The sequence below is a fragment of the Xanthomonas arboricola pv. guizotiae genome (genome assembly GCF_002940205.1).
Lineage (GTDB): Bacteria > Pseudomonadota > Gammaproteobacteria > Xanthomonadales > Xanthomonadaceae > Xanthomonas > Xanthomonas arboricola_C.
In genome coordinates, this window is sequence record NZ_MDSK01000017.1 from 24,480 (window position 1) to 45,740 (window position 21,261).

The window sequence follows — 21,261 nt, forward strand, 5'->3', positions numbered from 1 at the left end:
CTGGGGCTCTGGGGCTCTGAGGCTCTGAGGCCAACCAAGCTTTTCCCGTCGTTGCGTTGTTTCGGTGCATCGAAGGCTCGGGTCGTCGAGGGCGCGGTGCCCTCACCGCTTGCGGGACACGCCGTGAATCCGTCCGTGGAGGCTCGGTGGCGGCGTCCGTGCCGCCACACGGTCCCGCAACCGGCAAGGACACCGCACCAGAAAGTTGGTCGGTAGTCACTTGAAAGCAGCTTGTTGCACGACGTGCATTGGACGTTGGCCTTTGGGCCGGGCAAGTACACTATCCAAAATGCACATCACGCACTGCTCTTGCCCATGCGCAGCAGACATCCCGACTGGTTGCCGCTCAACGCGCATCGCGCATTGAACCGGCGCATCGGCATCAAGCAACGCGCATCAAGCATTGCGCTTAGCTGTGCACACCGACCATCTCGACTGGTCCTTGCCCGCTCACCGTCGCGGGACCTTACGCGGCATGGATGCCGCGTAAGAGCCTACAGGGACGTACTTGCGGCGTGTCCTGCGATGGTGGGCGGGCAAGGGCCCTGCAGCAAAGCCACACCGCACCCGCTCTACAGCTGATCTATCCGCAAAGCCGTACTGCCTTGCGGCATGTCCCGCGATGGCGGGCGGGCAAGGACCCTGCAGCAAAGCCACACCGCACCGGCTCTACAGCTGATCTATCCGCAAAGCCGTAGATCGTCCACTGTGCCTTACGGCATGTCCGCGATGATGGGCGGGCAAAGGCCCTGCAGCCAAGCCGCGGATCAGTCGCCCTACGACGCACGCACCGCATCGGGCATCATGTCGCGATGAAGATCTATCTTGTTGGCGGCGCAGTCCGCGATGCCCTGCTTGGCCAGCCCGCTGGCGACCGCGACTGGGTGGTGGTCGGTGCCGATCAGGCGCAGATGGAGCGCCTGGGCTTCAAACCGGTGGGGAAGGATTTCCCGGTGTTCCTGCATCCGCGCAGCGGCGAGGAGTATGCATTGGCGCGTACCGAGCGCAAGTCCGGGCGCGGCTATCGCGGCTTCGTGGTGGATGCCGATCCGTCGGTGACGCTGGAAGAGGATCTGCTGCGCCGCGACTTCACCATCAACGCGATCGCGCGCGACGAGGACACCGGCGAGCTGTTCGATCCGTATGGCGGCGCGCGCGATCTGCAGGCGCGCGTGCTGCGGCACGTGGGGCCGGCCTTTGTCGAAGATCCCGTGCGCGTGTTGCGCGCTGCCCGCTTCATGGCACGCCTGGCACCGCTGGGTTTCACTGTCGCGCCAGAGACTGCGGCACTGATGCGCGAGATGGCCGCCAGCGGCGAGCTGGACAGCCTGGTGCCCGAACGCGTGTGGCAGGAATTGCGCCGCGTGCTGGAAAGTGCGCAGCCGTCGGCATTCCTGCGCACGCTGCACGACACCGATGCGCTGCGCATCATCCTGCCCGAGATCGATGCACTGTATGGCGTGCCGCAACGTGCCGAGTTTCATCCGGAGGTGGATACCGGCATTCACCAGGAAATGGTCAGCGACATGGCTGCGCGACTGGCGCCCGGCGACGCGCTGGTGGGCTTTGCCGCATTGACCCACGACCTGGGCAAGGCACTCACGCCAGCGGAAGAATGGCCGCGCCACATCATGCACGAACAGCGCGGCGTTGCCCCGCTGCAGGCAGTGTGCGAGCGGCTCAAAGTGCCGCAGGATTATCGCCAGCTCGCCATCGCCGCCTGCCGCGAACACTTGAACGTGCATCGCCTGGCCGAGCTGCGCGACCGCACCGTGCACGAGCTGCTGGTGCGCTGCGACGCGTTCCGCCGCCCCGAGCGCATCGCACAACTCGCGCTGGTCTGCGAAGCCGACAAGCGTGGCCGACTGGGCAGCGAAGATGCCGCATACCCACAGGGCGAACAGCTCAAGCGCCTGCATGCCGCTGCGCTGGCCATCAATGCGCGCGACCTGGCGGCACAAGGCCTGCAGGGCCCGCAGATCGGCGAGGCATTGGCGAAGGCGCGGATTGCGGCGATTGCGGCCGCAAGAAAGCCCGGCACGTAGCCGATGCATCGCGCATACCATTGTCGAAACGCGACAGGGATGTAGCCGTGCCAAGCAAAGCGTTGCTGCACCGAAACTGGCTGGCGAAAGATCCGCCGGCAACCGTCAGCGACTCATTGCAACCGCGAGTCGCCGCCATCGCAACAAGGCGGCTGCCCGAGAGCAGCCGCCCGGCCGACGTCACAGCTTGAAATTCAGGCTCAGCATGAAGGAGCGACCGTTCTTGTAGATGTAGTACGGCTGGTTCTTGTTGCCGATATAGCTGAAGTAGGTTTCATCCAGCAGATTGGTGGCTTCCAGCGCCACGCGCAGGCGCTCGGTGGCCTGGTAGCCGAACGAGGCATCGACCTGGGTGAACGCATCGGTCATCTGCTGGCCGTTGAGGCGGCCGATCTGGGTGAAGTATTCCGAGCGCCAGCCCAGATTCACCCGAGCGCTCCATTTGCCCTGCTCGTAGTACGGGCTGATGTTGTAGGCGTTGCGCGAGTTGTACGGCAGGCTGTAATCGCCGTCGGTTTCGGAATCGGAATAGGTGTAGTTGGCCACCACGCCGAAGCCGTTGCCGAAGTTGTGCTGCAGGTTGAGCGCCACGCCGCGCACCTTGGCATCGCCGGCGTTGGTCGGCACGGAGGTCTGATAGGTGCTCGAGCCGCCGGTGGCGTTGTTGAAGAACACCCGGTCTTCCACGGTGGTCAGGATGTAGTTGGAGATATCGCGCGAGAAGAACTCGCCGCTGAGCAGGCTGCTGTCGGAGAAGTACCACTCCAGCGATGCGCCCAGGTTGGTGGACTCGTACGGACTCAATCCAGGATTGCCCGTGGACGCGGTGAGCGTGGTGTCGTCGGTAGCCACGTACGGGGTCATGTTGGTGTAGCGCGGCCGTGCGATCACCTTGGAGGCAGCAAAGCGCAGCATCAGATCGTCGCGCAGGTCGTAGGCGATGTTGAAGGACGGCAACCACTTGCCGTAGCTGTTGAGGAAGTTGACCGGCGTATAGCCGCCACCGGGCGCGTAGCTGAAACCATCGGTGGAATCACGGGTGTGCACGTAACGCACGCCAACGTTGCCGCGGTAGCGCTCGCCGGAAAAATTGCCCTGCAGGAACCAGGCGCGGTTCTGTTCTGCGATGCTGTAGTTGCCGGCGTAGCTGATCGGCAAGCCGTCATCGCCTTCCAGGCCACCGATGTACTGGCTGATGGCGGCGCTGTTGATGGTCGACCAGCGCTGCATGTCGGCGCTGGTCGACAAGCCGTCCAGATAGCCCGACGGCGTGGTGCCCGGCGAGAACGCGGCCAGCGTGCTGCCGTCGTTCGGGGTCCAGGTGCGGCTGTAGGAGGACTGCCCGGTGGCGTGATTGGTCAGCTTGATGCCGGTCAGGATCTGGGTGAACGGCCCCCACTCCACCGCATGGTCGAAGTCCAGCTGCAGGTAGCGTTCCTTGTCGTACTGCGGGCTGTGGCTGGCCGAGGCATTGTTGAGCTGCATCGCCGCCGCGTTGGTGGGGTCGGTGCTGTAGTCCATCGCGGTGCGGCGCCCGTCGATGTTGTAGCTGTAACCGGCGAGGTTGCGGAACTGGATGCCGTAGATGCGCTCGGCACCGCCCTGCGAACTGGTGTAGCCCACCTGGCTGGACGCATTCCAGCCATCGCCATGCCAGTCGGCGCGTAGATGGATGCTGCCGGTGCTGACCTCGCTGTTGCGCAGGTAGCCGTCCAGGTAGGTGTTGGACTGGTCGCCGAACGTACCCGAGGTCGCCACCCCGTTCTCGAAGCCCAGCGCCTGCGCATCGCCGGGGGTGGAACCCCAGTAGCCGTAGCGGCTCTGGTTGTAGTTGTCGAAACTCTCCTTGACGTACAAACCGGTCAGGTTGAGCTCGAAATCGGCATCCGGCTTCCACTGCAACGCCGCGCTGACGCCATCGCGCTTGCGCGTCTGCTGGAACAACGCGGTGTTGATCGAGGTCGGAAACACCCCGGTGTTGTTGCCAACCACGGCCGCCGGAAACCCTGCGCCTTGCACGTTGTCGTAGCCGAAGAGTTCCACGCCATCGCGGCGCAGCACGCGCTGCGAATGCATCACCGAGGTGAGCACACCGAGCGTTTCATCCTGGTTCTTCCAGCTGTACAGCGCCGAGGCATTCGGCTTGCCCTCCTCGGAACGATCGTTGTAGCCGTAGCTCAGCGTGCCGGTCAGGGTGTTGCGCTCAAGATCCAGCGGCTTGCGCGTGTGCACGATCACGGTGCCGCCGATCGAGCCCTCGTCGATGCGTGCTTCCGGTGTCTTGTAGACCTCCATCAGGCCGACCACTTCCGGCGCCAGCGTGCTGTAGTTGAACGAGCGGCTGTCCGGGTCGTTGGGATCGCCGCCCCAACTGGTGGAGGCAATGGTCTGGCCGTTGAGCAGCACGCGATTGAGTGCCGGATCGGTGCCGAGGATGCTGACCTTTTCGCCTTCGCCGAACTGGCGATCCACGGTGATGCCGGACAGGCGCGACAGCGACTCGGCGACATTGGTGTCGGGGAATTTGCCGATGTCTTCGGCGCTGATCGCATCGACGATCGCATCGGCATTGCGTTTGACGTTGAGTGCCTTGCCGAGGCTGGCCTGATAGCCGACGACCTTGACCTCGTCCAGCGTGGACACCGAAGGATTGGTTTGCGCGGGCGCCTGTTCCTGCGGGGCTGCAGCCTGCTCCTGCGCACCTGCAGGCAACGCGGCAAGACCTGCCAGGGCAGCGCCACCGATCAACAGAGTGCGGACTGCAGTACTCAATGGGGTGCGGCGCAGCGGGTGCGCATGACAGAACAGGTGACGGGACAACTCGAACACACGGGAAGACGGCATTGCGTAGACCTCTTGACGGATGTCAGGTGGCAACCATGTGGTTGCACGACAACGCGCGATGCGCGTGACATGCCCGCACTCCGTCCCCTGTGCCGGATGCGAGCAGCGTCCCGCACCGCCGTAGCGGCATGCGGGTCAGCGCCAGTCCGACCAGCGGCCGGACGACAACGCTTTCAAGATTTCACAAGTGGCTCCTGCTCGCTGACAACGTTATCAGCGAAGGTGCCTTTCGCAGCCGGGGCTGTCAACTCGCTGCCACAAATGGCCGGTTTCATGCCTGAAACCGCACCGACGACGCAGATATTGGAATGACGGCGTGATCGCGTTCGCACTCATTGCATCGATGAGCAGACCACTGCGCGTAGCGGCCCGATGCCACAAGGCTGCGCAGCCGGATGTTGCGATGCAGAGTGTGTTGCAGGCTTTGATGTAGTGGATGGTGTATGCAGCGCATTGCCAAACCACTGCGATTGCAGTGCTGACGTGCTGCAAGCGCATGCGGCTGCAGTCATCGTCGAGCGTCTACTGCAACGGAAAGCGCGTCGGTTGCACTACGTGTTGCGTGACGCCGGAAGCGCCCGAGTTCCGCTTGGCTGCTCCATCGTTCGACACTGATGCCTTTCCGGAGCTTGGCGAAAGCACGCCCTGCACTCGCGCACGCACGCACGCTCATGCTGCAGCGTACCGACGATGGCGGTTCGCTGCGGACACGACCGCAAACAAGGTTTCAAACGCATCGCGCCGCACGAACGGGTTCGTGCGGCGGCGCGCGGACTTACTCGCGCTGCCCGGCCACCCAGGTGGCAAGCACCTGCACGTCGGCATCCACCAGCACCAGATCGGCCTGATAGCCGGGTGCAATGCGGCCCAGGCGCTGGCCCAGCCCGATGCACTGCGCCGGATAGGTGGATGCCATGCGCGCGGCTTCGGCCAGGTCCACGCCCAGCCACTGCACGCTGTTGCGCACGGCCGTGGCCATGTCCAGCGCCGAGCCGGCCAGTGCGCCGTCGGCATTGCGCACCACGCCGTCCACGGCAGTGATGGTTTCGCCGTACAGGTCGAAACCGGGGCTGTCGGCGCCGACCATCGGCATGGCGTCGGTAACCAGCAACAGTTTGCCGCGCGGTTTGGCGGCCAGCGCCACGCGCAGGCTGGCAGGATGCACGTGCACGCCATCGACGATGATGCCGCACCACACATCGGGGTCTTCCAGTGCGGCGCCGACCGCGCTGGGCTCGCGCCCGGCCAGTTGCGACATCGCGTTGTACAGATGGGTGAAACCGCTGACGCCGGCGGCAATGCCGTCGCGCGCCTGCTCGTAGCTGGCCGCGGTGTGGCCGGCAAACACGATCGCGCCGCCGGCGACAAAGGCGCGGATGTCGTCCAGCGGCACGCGCTCGGGTGCGAGCGTGATCAGGGTGACGCCGTTGTCCAGCGAGGTATCGACGGCAATCTCGTGCGCGTCGGGCAGGCGGAACTTGTGCGCGTCGTGCGTGCCCTTGCGGGCCGGGCTCAGGTACGGGCCTTCCAGATGGATGCCGAGTACGCCGGGCACGCCTTGCGCGATGGCCTGGCGCGTGGCGGCGATCGCCTCGGCCATCACCTCGGCGGTGTCGCTGATCAGCGTCGGCAGCATGCCGGTGGTGCCGTAGCGGCGATGCGCGGCCGCGATCGTGGCCAGCGCCTGCGGGTCGCGCGCGTTGTTGAACAACACGCCACCACCGCCGTTGACCTGGATGTCGATGAAGCCGGGCAGCAAGGTGGCGCCGCCCAGATCCACGCGCGTCTGCGCCTGCACAACGGGCGCATCGTCGGCCGCCACCACCGCCTGGATCTGCGTGCCGGCCAGCAGGACCACCTGCCCATCCTGCAAGCCATCGTCGGTGAGCACGCGTGCATTGCACAACGCTTGAATCGGGGGAGCATCCATGTTCAAACGGTTTCCGTGACCTTGTTCAAATGCGGCGGCAGATCGGGATTGTTGCCACGCTGCAGGGCCAGCGCGTTGATCGCGCGGTAGAAGCTCTGCACGGTCAGCAGCGGCGCGCTGGCCGGGTGCGCCGCATCCACGAGCGGCAGGTCGCCGTCGGGCGCGGCCAGCCATACCTGCGCGCCACGCGCACGGAATTCGGCCGCGAGCGCACGCGTGCCGGCGCCGGTTTCGTCGGGCTGGGCGAACACCAGCACCGGGAAGCCCGGCCCCACCAGCGCCATCGGGCCGTGCTTGACCTCAGCCGAGCTATACGCCTCGGCATGCAGGCCGCAGGTTTCCTTGAACTTCAGCGCCGCTTCCTGCGCCGCGCCCAGGCCCAGGCCGCGACCGAGCACGAACAGGTTGTGTGCCGGCACCAGGCCGGCCGTGAGCGCGGACCAGTCGGCCTGCCAGGCGGCGCGCAACTGCTGCGGCAGTGCCTCCACCGCCGCCAGCAGGGCCGGGTCGTTCTTCCACACCGCGCCCAGGTGCAGCAGCGCAGCCAGCGAGGCGAGATAACTCTTGGTGGCGGCAACGCTTTTTTCCGGGCCTGCGCCCAGCGGAATCACCACCTCGGCCAGCTGCGCCAGCGGCGAATCCTCGACGTTGACCAGCGCGACCACGCGCGCGCCGGCCGCCTTGGCGGCCTCGGCATTGCGCAGCAGGTCCGGGCTCTTGCCCGATTGCGAAATCACGATGTACAGCGCGCCGCGCAACTGCAGCGGCGATGCGTAGACCGAGCCCACCGACGGCGATGCAGAGGCGGTCACGATGCCGAGTTGTGTTTCGAACAGATACTTGGCGTAGGTCGCCGCATGATCGGAACTGCCGCGTGCGCAGGTCACCACGAACGGCGGCGGCGTGTCGCGCAGCGACTGCGCGAGGGCGGCGACGGTGTCGGCATTGCGGGCGAACTGTGCGGCGACCACGTCGGCGGTCTGCGCCGCCTCGCGGAACATCAAGGTCTCGGTTTCGGTGGGAAGGCTCATCGTGCTCAGGCGGATTCGGGGGGAAGGGATTTGGCGGACGGCGTCTGCGCCGGCGCAGTGGAACCGCGCACCACCAGCTGCGGCACGAAGCCGCGGTTCTGCAACTGCGCGGGCTGGTCGTCGTAGGCATCGCTGCGCAGCTGGCTGATCAACAGGCGTGCGGCATGCCGCGCGATGTCGTCGGTGGCCTGCTTGGCGGTGGTCAGCGCCGGCCAGGACTGGCGCGAGAACGGGCTGTCCTCGAAGCCGGCGATCGACAATTGATACGGCACGTTCATGCCGGTGGACTTGGCCGCGGCCAGCACGCCCGCGGCGATTTCATCGTTGCTGCCGAAGATGGCGGTCGGCGGCTCGCGCAACGACAGCAGCCGGCGCGCGCCACGGAAGCCGTCGTCGAAGGTGTAATCGCCGGGAATCACCAGGTGCTTGTCCAGGGTGATGCCGTAGTCCTTCAACGCGGCCTCGTAACCGGCGTAGCGCTCGCCGCTGGAGCGGTGCTGCGGGCCACCCCACAGGAATCCGATGCGCTGATGGCCCAACTGGACCAGATGCTCGGTGATCTCGTAGGCGGCAGCGCGGTCGTCGATATAGACGCAGGAGCCGTCGCCGGGATCGTCGGTGGCGGCGATGATGCGCACGCTCTTGATGCCGCGCGCAGCCAGGCCGGCCATCAGCTCGGGGCGCTCGGACATCGGTGCGGTCAGCACCACGCCGGCCAGCCGCGAGCGCTGCACCCATTCGGCCAGTTCTTCGGCCAGCAATGGCGAGGTGGAATCGCAGGGATGGATCTGCAGGCCGAAGCCGGTTTCGCGGCAGGCCGCCAGCACGCCGTTCTGGATGCCGATGATGTGGTACGGGTTGGGGTTGTCGTAGACCAGCCCGATCACGAACGGCGTGCCGCTGCGCAGGTTGCGCGCGGACGGATCCGGTTCGTAGTCGAGATCGGCGATGGCGCGCAGCACGCGCGCACGCGTGGCCTGCATCACCGATGGCTCGTTGTTGATCACCCGCGACACGGTCTTCAACGAGACCTTGGCGCGCTCGGCGACGTCTTTGATGGTGGGCCTGCGCATGGGTGTGCCTTGTTCGTCGGAACGCATCATGCTGCCTGGTTCACTTGGCCTGGGCCGGCAGGCCCACACGGTAACCGCGCAGCGAATAGAACAGGATGTACAGATAGCACGGCACCATCAGCGCAGCGAACACGACCTGGAAGTCGTAGTGCTGTTTGAGAATGGCGAACAGCTGCGGAATGATCGCGCCGCCGGCAATGCCCATGACCAGCAAGGCCGACCCGATCTCGGTAAAGCGGCCGAGCCCGCGGATGGCCAGCGGAAAGATCGCCGGCCACATCATCGCGTTGGCAAAACCGAGCGCGGCCACGAAGCCCACCGACACATAGCCGTGGGTCAGCAGCGCGCCCAGCGAGAACAGCACGCCCAGCAGCGCCGACACGCTCAGGTAGCGCGCCTGCGAGATCACGCCCGGAATCAGCGCCAGGCCGACGATGTAGCCAACCAGCATCGCGCCCAGCGTGTAGGAGGTGAAGATCTTGCTACTGTCCAGCGGCAGATCGAAGCCGTGGCCGTAGGTACCGATCGCATCGCCGGCCATCACTTCCACGCCCACGTAGACGAACAGGCACAACACGCCCAGCCACAGGTGCGGGAACTGGAAGATGCTGGACTTCTGCACGCCAACCGCGCTGCCGGGCGTGGCATTGGCCTCGGAGGCCCGCAGCTCCGGCAGCGGCGAGAACAGCACGCCGATCGCCAGCAACAGCAGCACGCCGGACATCACCAGATACGGTGCGTGGATCTTGGCGGCGAAGGCCGTGAGCAACTGCTGCTTGGTCGCCGCATCGGCGCTGGCCACCTGCGCGGACAGATCGCCGATGCCGTGCAGCACCAGCGAGCCGATCAGGATCGGCGCCAGGATGCCGGCGATCTTGTTGCAGATGCCCATCAGCGCGATCCGCCGCGCCGCGCTCTCGATCGGCCCGAGGATGCTGATGTACGGGTTGATCGCGGTCTGCAGCAGCGCCAGGCCGCTGCCGATCACGAACAGGCCGCCCAAGGCGCCCGGATACCAGCGCTGCGTGGCGAACTGGCCGAAGCCGGCCGCGCCCACCGCCATCACCACCAGGCTCAGCGCCAGCCCCTTCTTCATGCCGGTGCGCTTGAGGATCCACGACGCCGGCAGCGCCAGGAAGAAGTACGACAGGTAGAACACCATCAGCACCAGGAAGGCATTGACCTCGTTGAGATCGAACGCCAGCCGCACGAAGGTGATCAGCGGCCCGTTGATCCAGGTGAAGAAGCCGATGATGAAGAACAGCACGCCGACGATGGCGATCGAGACAACGGGATTTGCGGGCCTGGCGGTAGTCATGGATCGGCGGGCTCTTGAGTTGTCGGTTGGGGGGCGCCGCGCTGGATCAGCGGCGCAGTTCGGCGACGAAATCGTAGAAGTCGTTGTGGCAATAGGTGTCGGTCAATTCGATCGCGCTGCCGTCGCGCGCATAGCCCACGCGCACCACATGCAGGATCGCCTCGCCGGTCTTCATGCGCAGGTGTTCGGCCAGCCGCGCAGGCAGATTGATCGCGCGGAAGTACTGCAGCGCGCGCACCACCGGGGTGCCCTGCGCATCCAGGTAGCTGTAGAGCGAATCGCCGATCTGCTGCGGGTCGGCGACGATGCGCTGCGGCAACACCGCATGCTCGTAGGCCATGACCCGGTCGTCGGCGCTGCGCAGGCGGGTCAGCGAAGCCACCGCCGCATCCGGCGACAACCCCAGCCGCAGGATCTCTTCGCCATGCGCCGGACGCAGCCGCCGCTCCAGCCAGCGCGTGCCGGGCTCGTAACCCTTGATGCGCAGGGTCTCGCTGAAACTGGTCAGGCCGCTGAGCTGGTGCTGGATCTGCGTGGTGACGAAGGTGCCGGCGCCCTGCCGGCGCGAGACCAAACCCTGTTCGACCAGCACGTCCACGGCCTGGCGCAGCGTCACCCGCGAGATCTGCAGCCGCTCGCACAGCTGGCGCTCGGCCGGCAGCGCCTCGCCGGCCTTCCACTGCGCGCCGCGGATCTGCTCGTCCAGCCTGCTCGCCAGTTGCAGATACAGCGGCGTCGGCGCGGAGGCGTCCAGCGTCAGCGCGTCCATCCGGGGGTCGGTGTCCGTCCTGGCTTCGGTTTTCGGTTTGGCCATTGCCTGTCCTCCGGACCGACTTGGATTCGTTAGGTCCAATATAGTACCAATTTGCCCGCAGCGCATTAGCGGCTGTGGATCGTCGGTAGCGGTGACAGGCCCTGGCTGACGCAGGCGTCCACCGCGCAAGTCAGCCGTAGGCGGGCATGCATGCCGATGAGACCAGGCCGGTGCGGCACCGTCCGCGCCCCGGGGCTGCGTCACCGATTGCCGGGCCGGGCGATCACAGCCGCAGATACCAGCGCCGCCGATCCATCCACCAGCCCACGCCCCAGCACAGCAGCGTGTAGCTCAGCGCACACAGCAGCGAGCCGAGCGGGCCCGGCGCGATGGCCTGGAACACGCGGATGCCGGCCCAGGCGTACAGGTCCAGCCCGGAGCTGCCGGCCGGAATCAGCCGCAACACCACCACGAACAATTCGGAGAACAGGTAGATCGCCAGCGGGTTGCGCCCCAGCACGGTGAAGAAGCCGCTGCCGCCGCTCCAGCCGCGCAACTCCAGCAGGTAGACCAGGACGCCCAGCGCCAGCAGATCCAGGCCTACCGTGCAGGCGACGAACGACCCGCTCCAGAGCTTCTTCGACAGCGGCCAGGCCGGCTGCCACAGCAGCGCCAGCAGCACCAGCCCCGCGCCTGCCAGCAACAGGCTGCGCGTGGCGGCGCCGGTCTTGCCGTGCCGCTGCAGGAAGCGCCCGCCCAGGTAGCCGGCCAGCACGTTGACCGTGGCCGGCAGCGTGCCAGAAGCCGCCATCCTTGCGATACAGATGCGCATGCCCGTACAGCCACAGGTCCAGCCGGGTGCCGGCGTTGCCGGTCTTGCTCAGCTCCGCACCGGGCTCGCCAAAGACGTACAGCAACGCCCAGTAGCCCAGCAGCAGCGCGACGCAAACCGGCGCGATAGCGCGTGGCGGCAGATAGCGCACCAGTAGCGCCGCGAGCAGATAGCACAGGCCGATCCGCTGCAGCACGCCGGTCAGGCGGAGTTGATCGACCGCAGTGAACGCCCATCCACCGCCGGGCTGCGGGTGGAAGAACGGAAACCAGTACATCAGCACGCCGCACATCACGATCAGCGCGGCGCGCTTGCCCACGCGGGCGAGGAACTGCCGGTGCGGCGTGCCGGTGGCCAGCGCAAAACTCATCGCGCTGCCGACGGCGAACAGGAACGAGGGAAACACCAGATCGGCAAGCGTGAAGCCGAACCAGGCCGCGTGGGTCAGCTGCGCATATGGCTGCGCGCCGGGCCCGGCGGTGTTGACCAGGATCATCAGGAAGATGGTCAGGCCGCGGAACACGTCCAGCGACAGGAAGCGTTCGCGCCTGGGTGCTGCGGTTGCTGCGCCAGCTGCAGCGGGGAGTGTGTGTGCGCTCATTGCAGTTCCTTGCCCAGCGACTGCAGGTGGAGGCGGCATGCAGACGTGCTGCCCGTGGCGGGCGTCATTGCCTCGGCGCTGCAGCGCTCATGCATGACAGCGATGTGCGATACGGATCCGCTCATTGGACAGTGCCTTGCGTGCTGCTGCGAATGGCACCGTGCGCCATGCCGTGCACGTCGTCTTGGGCAACGCCTTGGGTTGCATCGCGCGTACCGCCTTGCACATTGCGTTGCATGGCGCTTTGCAAGCCATCAGGCGCGTCCACCTGCGCCAGCAAGCTGCGTAGCAGGGTCAGTGGGTCGCGGGGTGGCCGTCGCTTCGGCAGCGCGTCCTGCGCGGCCCATTGGCGCTCCCACGCGGCAAGCTGCGCGTTGACTGCCGCTGCGTCGAACGGCGTGCCCGCCTTGCGTGCAGCGCGGTATGCGCCGAGAAAGCGCGTCCAGCGCTGCAGATAGAAATCCGCGTACATGCCCTGCCATGCCTTGGATGCGTAATCGGCCAGATTGCCGTCGCCGCCCCAGATGCTGACCTGCGCACGCGCATTGCCGACATAGGCACGCCGCAGCACGGCATCGTTGCCGGCGGCCGCAGCGGCCTGGCCGGTCCAGTCGGCCAGGGTTTCGTGCTGGCCGCCGACCAGTGCATCCAGCCCCTGCACCAGTTGCGTGGTGCGCGCCAGCAGCGCATCGCCGCGCGCGAAGTCGCCGGCATCGTAGGCCTGTACCACCGCCTGCAATCGACGGTCGGCGTGCAGGCTCAGGTAGTGCCGCGCGTCTTCGATCAGGTCGTAGCGGTACAGCGGCGCGTCGATATAGCGGTCGGCCTGCTGCAGCAACGCGTCGATGGCGCGGCGCAGGCGCTGCGGGTCGCCGGGGCGGTCGTCGAAGCCGACGATGTCGGCGCTCGGCCGCTTGAACAGCAGATACGCGCCGGCGCGCTTGTTCCACCAGCGCGGCGACCAGTAGCGGGTCTGGTAGATGCCCGCTTCCAGATCCGACCAGGCCTGCAGCAAGGCCGCATCGCTGCGGCCGTAGCGTGCGCGGGTGTATTGCGTGAGCCATTGCGACCAGGATTGCTGCGGACCCTCCCAGGCCAGCGCGTAGAGATAGTCGTAGACCACCGAATTGCTGTGCAGCCCTTCCGGAAACACGCCAAAGCCGCTCAGGTTGCGTTTGTCCGGATCGGCCAGCAAGGCCTGCAGATCGTGTCGATAGAACGCGAAGTCGCCGTACAACGGATTGCTGGCGCCGTAGTTGTGCACGTAGCCATAGACCCACCGCTTGTTGTCGAACGCCTGCGAGGCCTTCCAGGTGCCGGGATAGCGGTCGTTGCCGATGTCCAGCACCATCAGTCGCGCGTCGGGCACCTTGCCGAGAAACGCAGCAATCGCCTGCGGCTGCCAGAACTCGCGGTCGGCGCCGAACAGCCAGCCCTGCATCACCCAGGTGGCCTGCGGATTGACCTGGGCGATGGAGCGATACAAGGCCTGCCCGTACTCGGCCAGGCGTGCATCGCGTTGCGCCGCCGGCACGGCCTTGGCACGTGCGGCATCGGAGTTGGCGATGCTGTCGCCGTACTTGGCGGCGGCCACGTCGCTGCCGTCGTCGGCCACCGGCGGCAGCATCTCGTTGAAGGCGTCGGCCAGATAGAACTCGCCTGCACCGTAGGCCTGCGTGTACAGCTCCAGGAACCGGCGCGCGACCTGGGCGAACAATGGATCGCGCGGATCCAGCCAGTAGGTTTCGTGGAAACCTTCCCAGGCGCGCATGCGGTAGATGCGCGCGTTGGGATGCGCCTGCGCGAATGCCTTGGGCACGTAGCCGGCAAACGCCGGCAGCACCGGCTGCATGCCCAGCTCGCGCATGCGGGTGAGGATCTGCGTCTGCAGCACGCGCTTGCTGTCGATCCATTGCTGCGGCAACGGTGCGCGATAACCTTCGATATTGCCCATGCGCTGCCATGGGGTGAAGGCGGGGCCGGAGAAATACTCCGCCAGCGCGTCATCGCCCACGCCGAACTCGCGCCACAGCGCCTGCCAGATCGCCTCCTGCCCTTCCATCGCCAGCGGCATGTCGATGCCGTGCAGCGCCATCCAGTCGATCTCGCGCTGCCAGCGCGGCCAGTCCCAGAACGGCGTGGTGTAGCCGTAGGTGCAGGTGTTGAGATAGGCGCGATGGGCAAACGGCGTGCGCACCTGGCCGCTGCTGTAGGCCGGCCATTGCGCCGGCAGCGCCACGCGGTCGCCTTCCCAGCTCATCGAGGCCGCACCGGCCTGGCCCAGATAGGCGTAGGCGCCACGCGCCAAGGCCACCTGCGAGGAGCCGGCAATGCGCACCGTGTCGCCGCCGGCATCGATGCGATACCAGTCCGCGTCGTCGCCGCGCGGTGCCACGCGCATCTCGAACTGGGCGGCGCGCGCACCGATCAGGCGTTGCAGCACCGCCTGTGCGGGCGGTGCGGCCAGCACGGTAACGGGAATGGCGAGCAAGGCGCCCAGCACTGTGCCGGCGAACAGCCGCGCGGGCGAGGACGGGAAAAACGATGAGCTAATCATGGCGAGTTCCGGTACTGCACGGTGACGACGTCGTGGAATCCAAACGGTTGATCGGCAGCGACCTGCAGGATCACCGCCAGCGTGCGCGCGCCGGCGGCCGGCGCAAGCGTCACGGTGATCGGGGTGCCGGCCGCTGCCTGGGCCACCGCGCGGCCATCCAGAAACACCTGCGCCGGCCCGCTGAGGCGGCCCAGGTCGAGCATGCCGCCGTGGGTCTGCACGCCCTGCCATGGCGTGAACCGGGTGCGGTACAACACGTAGCCGGCGCGTTCGGGCGCGCTTTCCAGCGTGCCGGGCAACGTATTGCTCCAGCTGTTGTTGTCGTTGGGGCGGCGCGAGAGATCCGGCGCCGGCGGCTGCGCGAAGGCAGCGGTGTGGCGCCAGCTTTCGACCACCATCACCGGCGCCACGATCGGCACCGTGGCGGGCAGCGGCACCGCCACGCACGCGATCCCGATCGCCGCATCGCGCACGCCTGCACAGCGCGCCTGCAGCCGTAATACGCCTGCGCCACGCCCGGCCTGCACGATCGCCTGCGCCAGCCCGTTGAACAGGGCCACTTGCGAGCCCTGATCGGCGGCGTGCGCATTCGGGTCGCCATTGCCGACACCCAGCAAGCGGCCGCCGCTGACCTGCAGCGTCAGCATCGCATTGCAATCGGGCACGTGGCGACCCTGCGCATCCACCGCTTCCAGGGTCACCGGCTGCGCATCGCGGCCATCGCCGCGCAGCTGGGGGCGGTCGGGCGTGAGCCGCAGCCCGACAGGCGTGCCGGTGGTTTCCACCCGCGTACGCGCCACTTCGCGGCCGTCGCGCCAGGCCACCGCTTCCAGCACGCCCGGCGCATAGTCCAGCTGCCACTGATTCATCTGCGCGCGATCCACCGCCTGTTTGCCCAGCGAGCGGCCATTGAGCCACAGCTCCACCTGCGCGGCATTGCAGAACGCCATCACCTTGATCGGCCGGCCTTCGCGGCCGGGCCAGTTCCAGTGCGGCAACAGGTGCAGCACCGGCGCGTCGTCGATCCACAGCGCGCGGCGCAACCAGTAGGCTCCCTTGGCAAATCCGCATTGATCCATGATGCCGAAGAACGCGCCCACCGACGGCCATTCGAACGGCGTGGGTTCGCCGCGATAATCGAAGCCGGTCCACACGAAACCGCCGGCGACGAACGGACGTTCGGCAATCAGCTGCCAGGCGCGGCGGTGGGTGTTGCCCCAGTCCGCGGCCAGGCTGTCGTCTTCGGCCACCACGTGCGCGTCCAGGTCGGTGAACCACGCGCCACGCGTCTGAAACGCACTGGTGTCCTCGCTGGACAGCATCGGCGTGCGCGGCCGCGCCGCATGCACGCGGTCGTAGTTGTATTGGCGATAGTTGAAGCCGAGCACGTCCACCACATCGGCCGCGCCACGGGTGGCGAACATGCCGTCGTTCATGCCGGCGGTGATCGGGCGGCTGTCGTCGAGCGCACGCACCGCGCTGGCGGCGCGCGCCATGATGGCGTAACCGGTGGCGGTGCCCTGCAGCGGCTCCTCGTTGAGCAGCGACCACAGGAACACGCTGGCATGGTTGCGCTGGCGCCGCACCATGTTCTGCAGCAGCGCCACATACTCGGGTGCGGGATTGAACAGCCTGTTCTCGGCCATCACCAGCATGCCGAGCCGGTCGCAGGCCTGCAGCAGTTCCGGCGCCACCGCGTGATGCAGGCGGATGGCATTGCAGCCCATCGATTTCAGGCGCTGCAGGCGAAACGCGTGCAAGGCATCGGGCAGCGCCACGCCGACCCCGGCATGGTCCTGATGCAGGCATACGCCCTTGATCTTGAGCGGGCGGCCATTGAGGAAGAAGCCGTGGTCGGCATCGAAGCGCAGGCTGCGAAAACCGATCTCGCACTCGGCACGGTCGCTGCGGCCGTCTGCGCCACGCACGCTGGCGTGCACGCGATACAGCACCGGCGTGTCCACGCTCCAGCGCTGCGGCTGCGACACCGACACGTCGATCACGGCCTGCGCGGTGCCGAATGCAGCCACGCGCAGTTGCGTCTCGCCACTCGCCACGACAGTACCGTTTGGGTCGCGCAGCGCCACATCCACCCACGCCTCGGCAGGCTGTTCGCCACTGTTGACCAGGTCCAGCTGCACCGGCAGCTGCCAGAGATCGCCCGGGCCTTCGCGCGGTACCGCCGCCAGGCCATCGCCGGAGATATGCAAGGGCGCGCGCAGCACCAGCCAGGTGTGCCGGTAGATGCCGCCGCCTTCGTACCACCAGCCATCCATCGCCTCGGCATCGACGCGGATGGCGATGCTGTTCACCGCATTGCCGTAGCGCGCGACCGGCGTGAGATCGATGACCAGCCCGTTGTAGCCGCTCCAGCTGCGCGCCATCAGCATGCCGTTGATCCACACGCTGGCATGGCTGGCGATGCCGTCCAGCCGCAGTTCCACCGCCTGTCCGCGCACGGACTCGTCCAGCCGCAGCGTGCGCCGGTACCAGGCAATGCCGCGCGGGCGATAGCCCTGCGCGATATTGGCGTCGGCGCGCACTGCCTGCTCCACCACGAAGTCGTGCGGCAATTGCAGCTGCCGCCAGCCGGTGTCGTCGAAGTCCGGCGCCGCCGCACCCCAGGCACGGCCGGCCTTGGCGTTGTCGTAGGTCTCGTCCTGCGCAAGCAGGCGCGGCAACGGCAGATCGCCGGCATGGAAGCGCCAGCCCTCGTCCAGGTCCAGCCACTGGCCAGCGTCATCGGTGCCCGCTGGCGGTGGCGCGGCACGCGGCGTGCCGCCACTGCCCGCGTGTGTCGCTACAGCGTTCGCCGCGCCCGGCAGCAGCGCCGGCACGCCGAGCAGCGACGAGGCGCGGACGCTGCCGGCAAGGAACTCACGCCTGCGCATGACGGCGCCCGCCAGCCTGCACCGCAGGCGTGCTCCGTGACGCATGCGGCGCAGCCACGCGCGCGGCCGCTGCGTGGCGCGCGTCCATCTCGCCTGCGGCCTTGCCTGCAGTGCCGGCCGCCGCCCGCAGCGATGCCTGCCGACGCAGTGCTCGCTGGCCCGGCATCACAGCATGTCCCACTGCATCGACAGGTAGTAGCTGCGGCCGGTGGCGCCGGTCATCTGCCAGCGGCTGGCGATGTCCTTGTACGCATCCTCCTTTCGGTTGGTCAGATTCAGGCCGCCCAGCTGGAAACTCAGCCTGTCGTTGACCTGGTAGCCGAGCACCGCATCCAGCTGGGTGCGCGCCTTCATGGTGTGGCCTTCGCGCGCGAAGAAGCTGTCGCTGCTGTCCTGTTCGTACTCGCTGCGATGGTTGAGCGAGACGCGCGCCGAGTAATGCGCGCTCTCCCAGTACGCGGTGGCGTTCCAGGTCTGCTCGGACAGGTTGCGAATCTGGAAATCGGTATCGCGCTGCGGAATCACCCGGGTGAAGTTGGTGGTCACGCCGAAGCCGTCGATCGGCAGCCAGGCATCCAGCGATTGCGTCCAGCCCAGTTCGTAACCGCGGATCTTGACCTTGCTCGGGTCGTTGCTGGTGGCGGTGATCTCGTAGATATCCCCGCCACTGTCCACGCAGTCGCCGGCCGCGTTGCTGGACAGCGCGGTGCCGTTGAAGGCGGCCGGGCAGACGATGCGGTTGAAGGTGCCGTTCTTGATATTTTTCCAGAACCCGGCCACGGTCAGCGCGCCGCCGTTGCCGTAGTACCACTCCAGGCTCAGGTCGGCCTGGTCGGCGGTCAGTGCCTTCAGATCGGTCTGGCCCTGGGTGACGACATAGGTGGTGGTGCCGCCGGTATTGGTGCCGGTGGAGATGGTCGAGGCGATGGCGGTATTGCTGTCCAGGATCGGCCGCACCAGTACCTTGGCGGCGGCAAAGCGCAGCAGCAGGTCTTCGCGCATGTCCAGCACCAGATTCAGGCTGGGCAGCCAGTTGGAATACTCGTACGGTGCACGCGCGGTGCCGATCACCACATTGGCGTCGTCGCTGGCCGCCTGCGCCTGGGTCAGGTAGGTGTCGGTGGTGCGCTTGGTGTTTTCGTAGCGCAGGCCGAGGTTGCCGCGCAGGCGCATGCTGCCGATGTCGGTATCGATGCGCGCCATCGCATAGGCCGAGGAAATGTCGTTCTCGATGCTGTAGCTGCTCTGCGGTGCGAACAGCACCGGCACGCTGATGCCGGCCGCCGCCAGCGAGCGTGCGTAGGCGGCGATGTCCGGGGTGACCCAGCTGTCCTGCGAGGCCAGCTGCCCGTCGAGGAAGTTGCTCACCGTGCTGTTGGCGGCCGACAGCTCCGGGAACATGTCGAAGCCCGACACCGCACCGGTCCTGAGCAGGTACAGGAAGTCACGCCGGCGCACGTCGCGCTCGAAGGTTTCGCGGCGGTACTTGGCACCGAAGCGCACCGCATTCAATGCACCCAGTTCCAGATACCGTTCGGCATCCAGCTGCAGCGACCATTCCTTGTTGCTGAGCGACTGGATGGAACCGTTGGGATATTCGCTGCGCACCAGATTGCGCTTGTCCCAGGCGCTGGCATCGGTGGCGTCGGCATCGGTGGTCAGCGAGATCGCGTCGGGATTGGAGGTATCCAGCAGCGTTGCCGAGGGAATCCGGCCCAGGATCGCGGCGCGTTCGTTCTCGTCGGTCTTGCCCTGGGTGTAATTGGCCGCGCCACTGAGCGTCCAGGCATCGCCCTTCCACTTGAAGTCGTAGCTGAGCAACTGCGTGGACAGATCGTGTTGTTCGATCTGGCGGTTGTTCTCCAGCCAGTAGTCCGATGCCGACACCTGCGTGGCGGTCAGGCCGTTGGTCTGCAGCACCGTCAGCGGGCTGCGCTCGAACGAGTACACCAGCTGGTTCATGTCGTTGGCGGTCTTGTCCTGCGAATACAGCGCAGTGAGGTTCATCTCCAGCTGGGCGTTGGGCTTCCACTGCAGGCCGCCATTGAACATCTTGCGGGTGGTCTCGCGCTCGATCGAGCGATAGCGCGGGCGACGCGGAATGTACAAGGTGCCGGCGTCGGTGGCCTGCGTGTACCAGCGGTCGATCCACAGATAATCGGCGCGGTCCTTGAGCTTCTGGTAGCCGGCACTGAGGAACACGCCCAGATCGCCGCCACCGAACTTGAACTGGTCGATATAGGTCAGCACGCCCTTGGGCGTCGGCGAGCCGCCGGCAAACTCGGCGTACTGGGTCTTGGCCGAGAACAACAGCTTGGTCTGCTGGTAGTCCAGCGGTTTGGTGGTGTTGATGTTGACCGTGCCGGACAGGCCACCGGCATCCATGTCCGCCGACGGCGACTTGACCACCTCGATCCCGGCGGCCACTTCCGGCTGGATGATGTCGTAGCGGAACCCGTCGGTGAAGTCGGCGCTCTTGATCACCTGGCCGTTGATGGTGGTGGCCGAATACTGCGGGCCCAGACCACGCACGCTGATGGTGGAGCCGCGCCCGTTGATGGTGGAGATCTGCACGCCGGGGATGCGCTGGATCGCCTCGGCGATGTTCTCGGCGGGAAACTTGCCGATGTCCTGTGCGGAGATGCCGTCGGTCATGCGCACATCGTCGCGCTTGTTGTCCATCGCGGTGATCAGGCTCTTCTGGTAGGAGCTGGTGACCTTGACGGTATCGAGCTGGGAGATCTGCGCCGATGCCGGCGGCGGCGATTGCTGCGCCTGCGCACTGGAACCGCAGGCAAGCAGCGACAGCGCGATGGCGACGGACAGCGAGGAGGGCGAACAACGACGCAACGAGGCATGCGGGACAGGTGACATGGGAGATCCTGAGTGGAAGGGCTGGACGACGACGCGGCTGGCATTCCGATCGATCAGCAATGACAGATCACGACGCTGGGCAACCCGCCCACACGCGCACAGGCCACCCGTTCCGGACGTCCGGAACCGCCTGCGATCTGTTGTCTGCGAGCACCCCGTACGGCCCCCCCGTGGGTGCCGATGCCGCCTCCCTCCCAGGACGGACATCGCATGCCATTGCTGATCAACGGCCCTGACTGGCAAATACCAATTCAGTGGATTTGATTCTTATGGTCTTTAAAAGATCCTGTCAACAGTCACTGTCGAAAGTGGTCGAACGGCGGCTGCGACTGCTCCCAATCCCTGTGTTTAATGAACTTCGACGGTGCGTAAAGAATCATTCCGGTGCGTAGCGGGCATCGTTGTCACAGGACCTGTGACTGACCAATTTTCAGCAACCAGACCAATTCTGACGGATCCGGAATGTGCCCGAAGCGGCGCACGCGTTGCGGACTGCATCACAGTCCGTCAC

General features: G+C 66.5%; 10 protein-coding genes and 1 pseudogene. 1 reads left to right on the forward strand and 10 read right to left on the reverse strand.

The window, feature by feature from the left end; all coding sequences use genetic code 11:
- Window positions 1-812: 812 nt before the first annotated feature.
- Window positions 813-2,045 (forward strand): multifunctional CCA addition/repair protein, encoded by a 1,233-nt coding sequence (locus XarbCFBP7408_RS11865; protein ID WP_104563127.1) that lies wholly within the window; start codon window positions 813-815, stop codon window positions 2,043-2,045.
- 180 nt (window positions 2,046-2,225) lie between these two features.
- Here the strand turns inward: XarbCFBP7408_RS11865 and XarbCFBP7408_RS11870 are convergent, their stop codons facing one another.
- The 10 genes and pseudogenes from XarbCFBP7408_RS11870 to XarbCFBP7408_RS11920 form a co-directional block, all read right to left on the reverse strand.
- Window positions 2,226-4,889, reverse strand: coding sequence for a TonB-dependent receptor (locus XarbCFBP7408_RS11870; protein WP_181106475.1), 2,664 nt, complete (start codon window positions 4,887-4,889; stop codon window positions 2,226-2,228).
- Window positions 4,890-5,664: 775 nt separating this feature from the next.
- A complete protein-coding gene (gene nagA / locus XarbCFBP7408_RS11875) occupies window positions 5,665-6,819 on the reverse strand; it encodes an N-acetylglucosamine-6-phosphate deacetylase (protein ID WP_104563128.1) in 1,155 nt (384 codons plus the stop codon).
- A 2-nt stretch (window positions 6,820-6,821) separates the two neighbouring features.
- Entirely contained in the window at window positions 6,822-7,850 is a 1,029-nt protein-coding gene (locus XarbCFBP7408_RS11880) for an SIS domain-containing protein (RefSeq protein ID WP_016900885.1), read from the reverse strand.
- Between the two features lie 5 nt (window positions 7,851-7,855).
- A complete protein-coding gene (locus tag XarbCFBP7408_RS11885; RefSeq protein ID WP_104563173.1) occupies window positions 7,856-8,923 on the reverse strand; it encodes a LacI family DNA-binding transcriptional regulator in 1,068 nt (355 codons plus the stop codon).
- A gap of 40 nt (window positions 8,924-8,963) precedes the next feature.
- Window positions 8,964-10,241 (reverse strand): sugar MFS transporter, encoded by a 1,278-nt coding sequence (locus tag XarbCFBP7408_RS11890; protein ID WP_104563129.1) that lies wholly within the window; start codon window positions 10,239-10,241, stop codon window positions 8,964-8,966.
- 46 nt (window positions 10,242-10,287) lie between these two features.
- Complete coding sequence (locus XarbCFBP7408_RS11895) at window positions 10,288-11,010, reverse strand: GntR family transcriptional regulator (protein ID WP_181106484.1); 723 nt, start codon at window positions 11,008-11,010, stop codon at window positions 10,288-10,290.
- A 268-nt stretch (window positions 11,011-11,278) separates the two neighbouring features.
- Window positions 11,279-12,428, reverse strand: a pseudogene (locus XarbCFBP7408_RS11900) (acyltransferase family protein).
- A gap of 121 nt (window positions 12,429-12,549) precedes the next feature.
- Window positions 12,550-14,985, reverse strand: coding sequence for an alpha-N-acetylglucosaminidase (locus XarbCFBP7408_RS11905; RefSeq protein WP_104563131.1), 2,436 nt, complete (start codon window positions 14,983-14,985; stop codon window positions 12,550-12,552).
- The gene (galA, locus tag XarbCFBP7408_RS11910; RefSeq protein WP_104563132.1) at window positions 14,982-17,876 is read right to left on the reverse strand and encodes a beta-galactosidase GalA; all 2,895 of its coding nucleotides are present in this window, start codon (window positions 17,874-17,876) and stop codon (window positions 14,982-14,984) included. The genes XarbCFBP7408_RS11905 and galA overlap by 4 nt, the downstream gene beginning before the upstream one ends.
- A gap of 165 nt (window positions 17,877-18,041) precedes the next feature.
- Window positions 18,042-20,750, reverse strand: a complete 2,709-nt coding sequence (locus XarbCFBP7408_RS11920; RefSeq protein ID WP_104563134.1) for a TonB-dependent receptor — start codon at window positions 20,748-20,750, stop codon at window positions 18,042-18,044.
- Window positions 20,751-21,261: the final 511 nt, after the last annotated feature.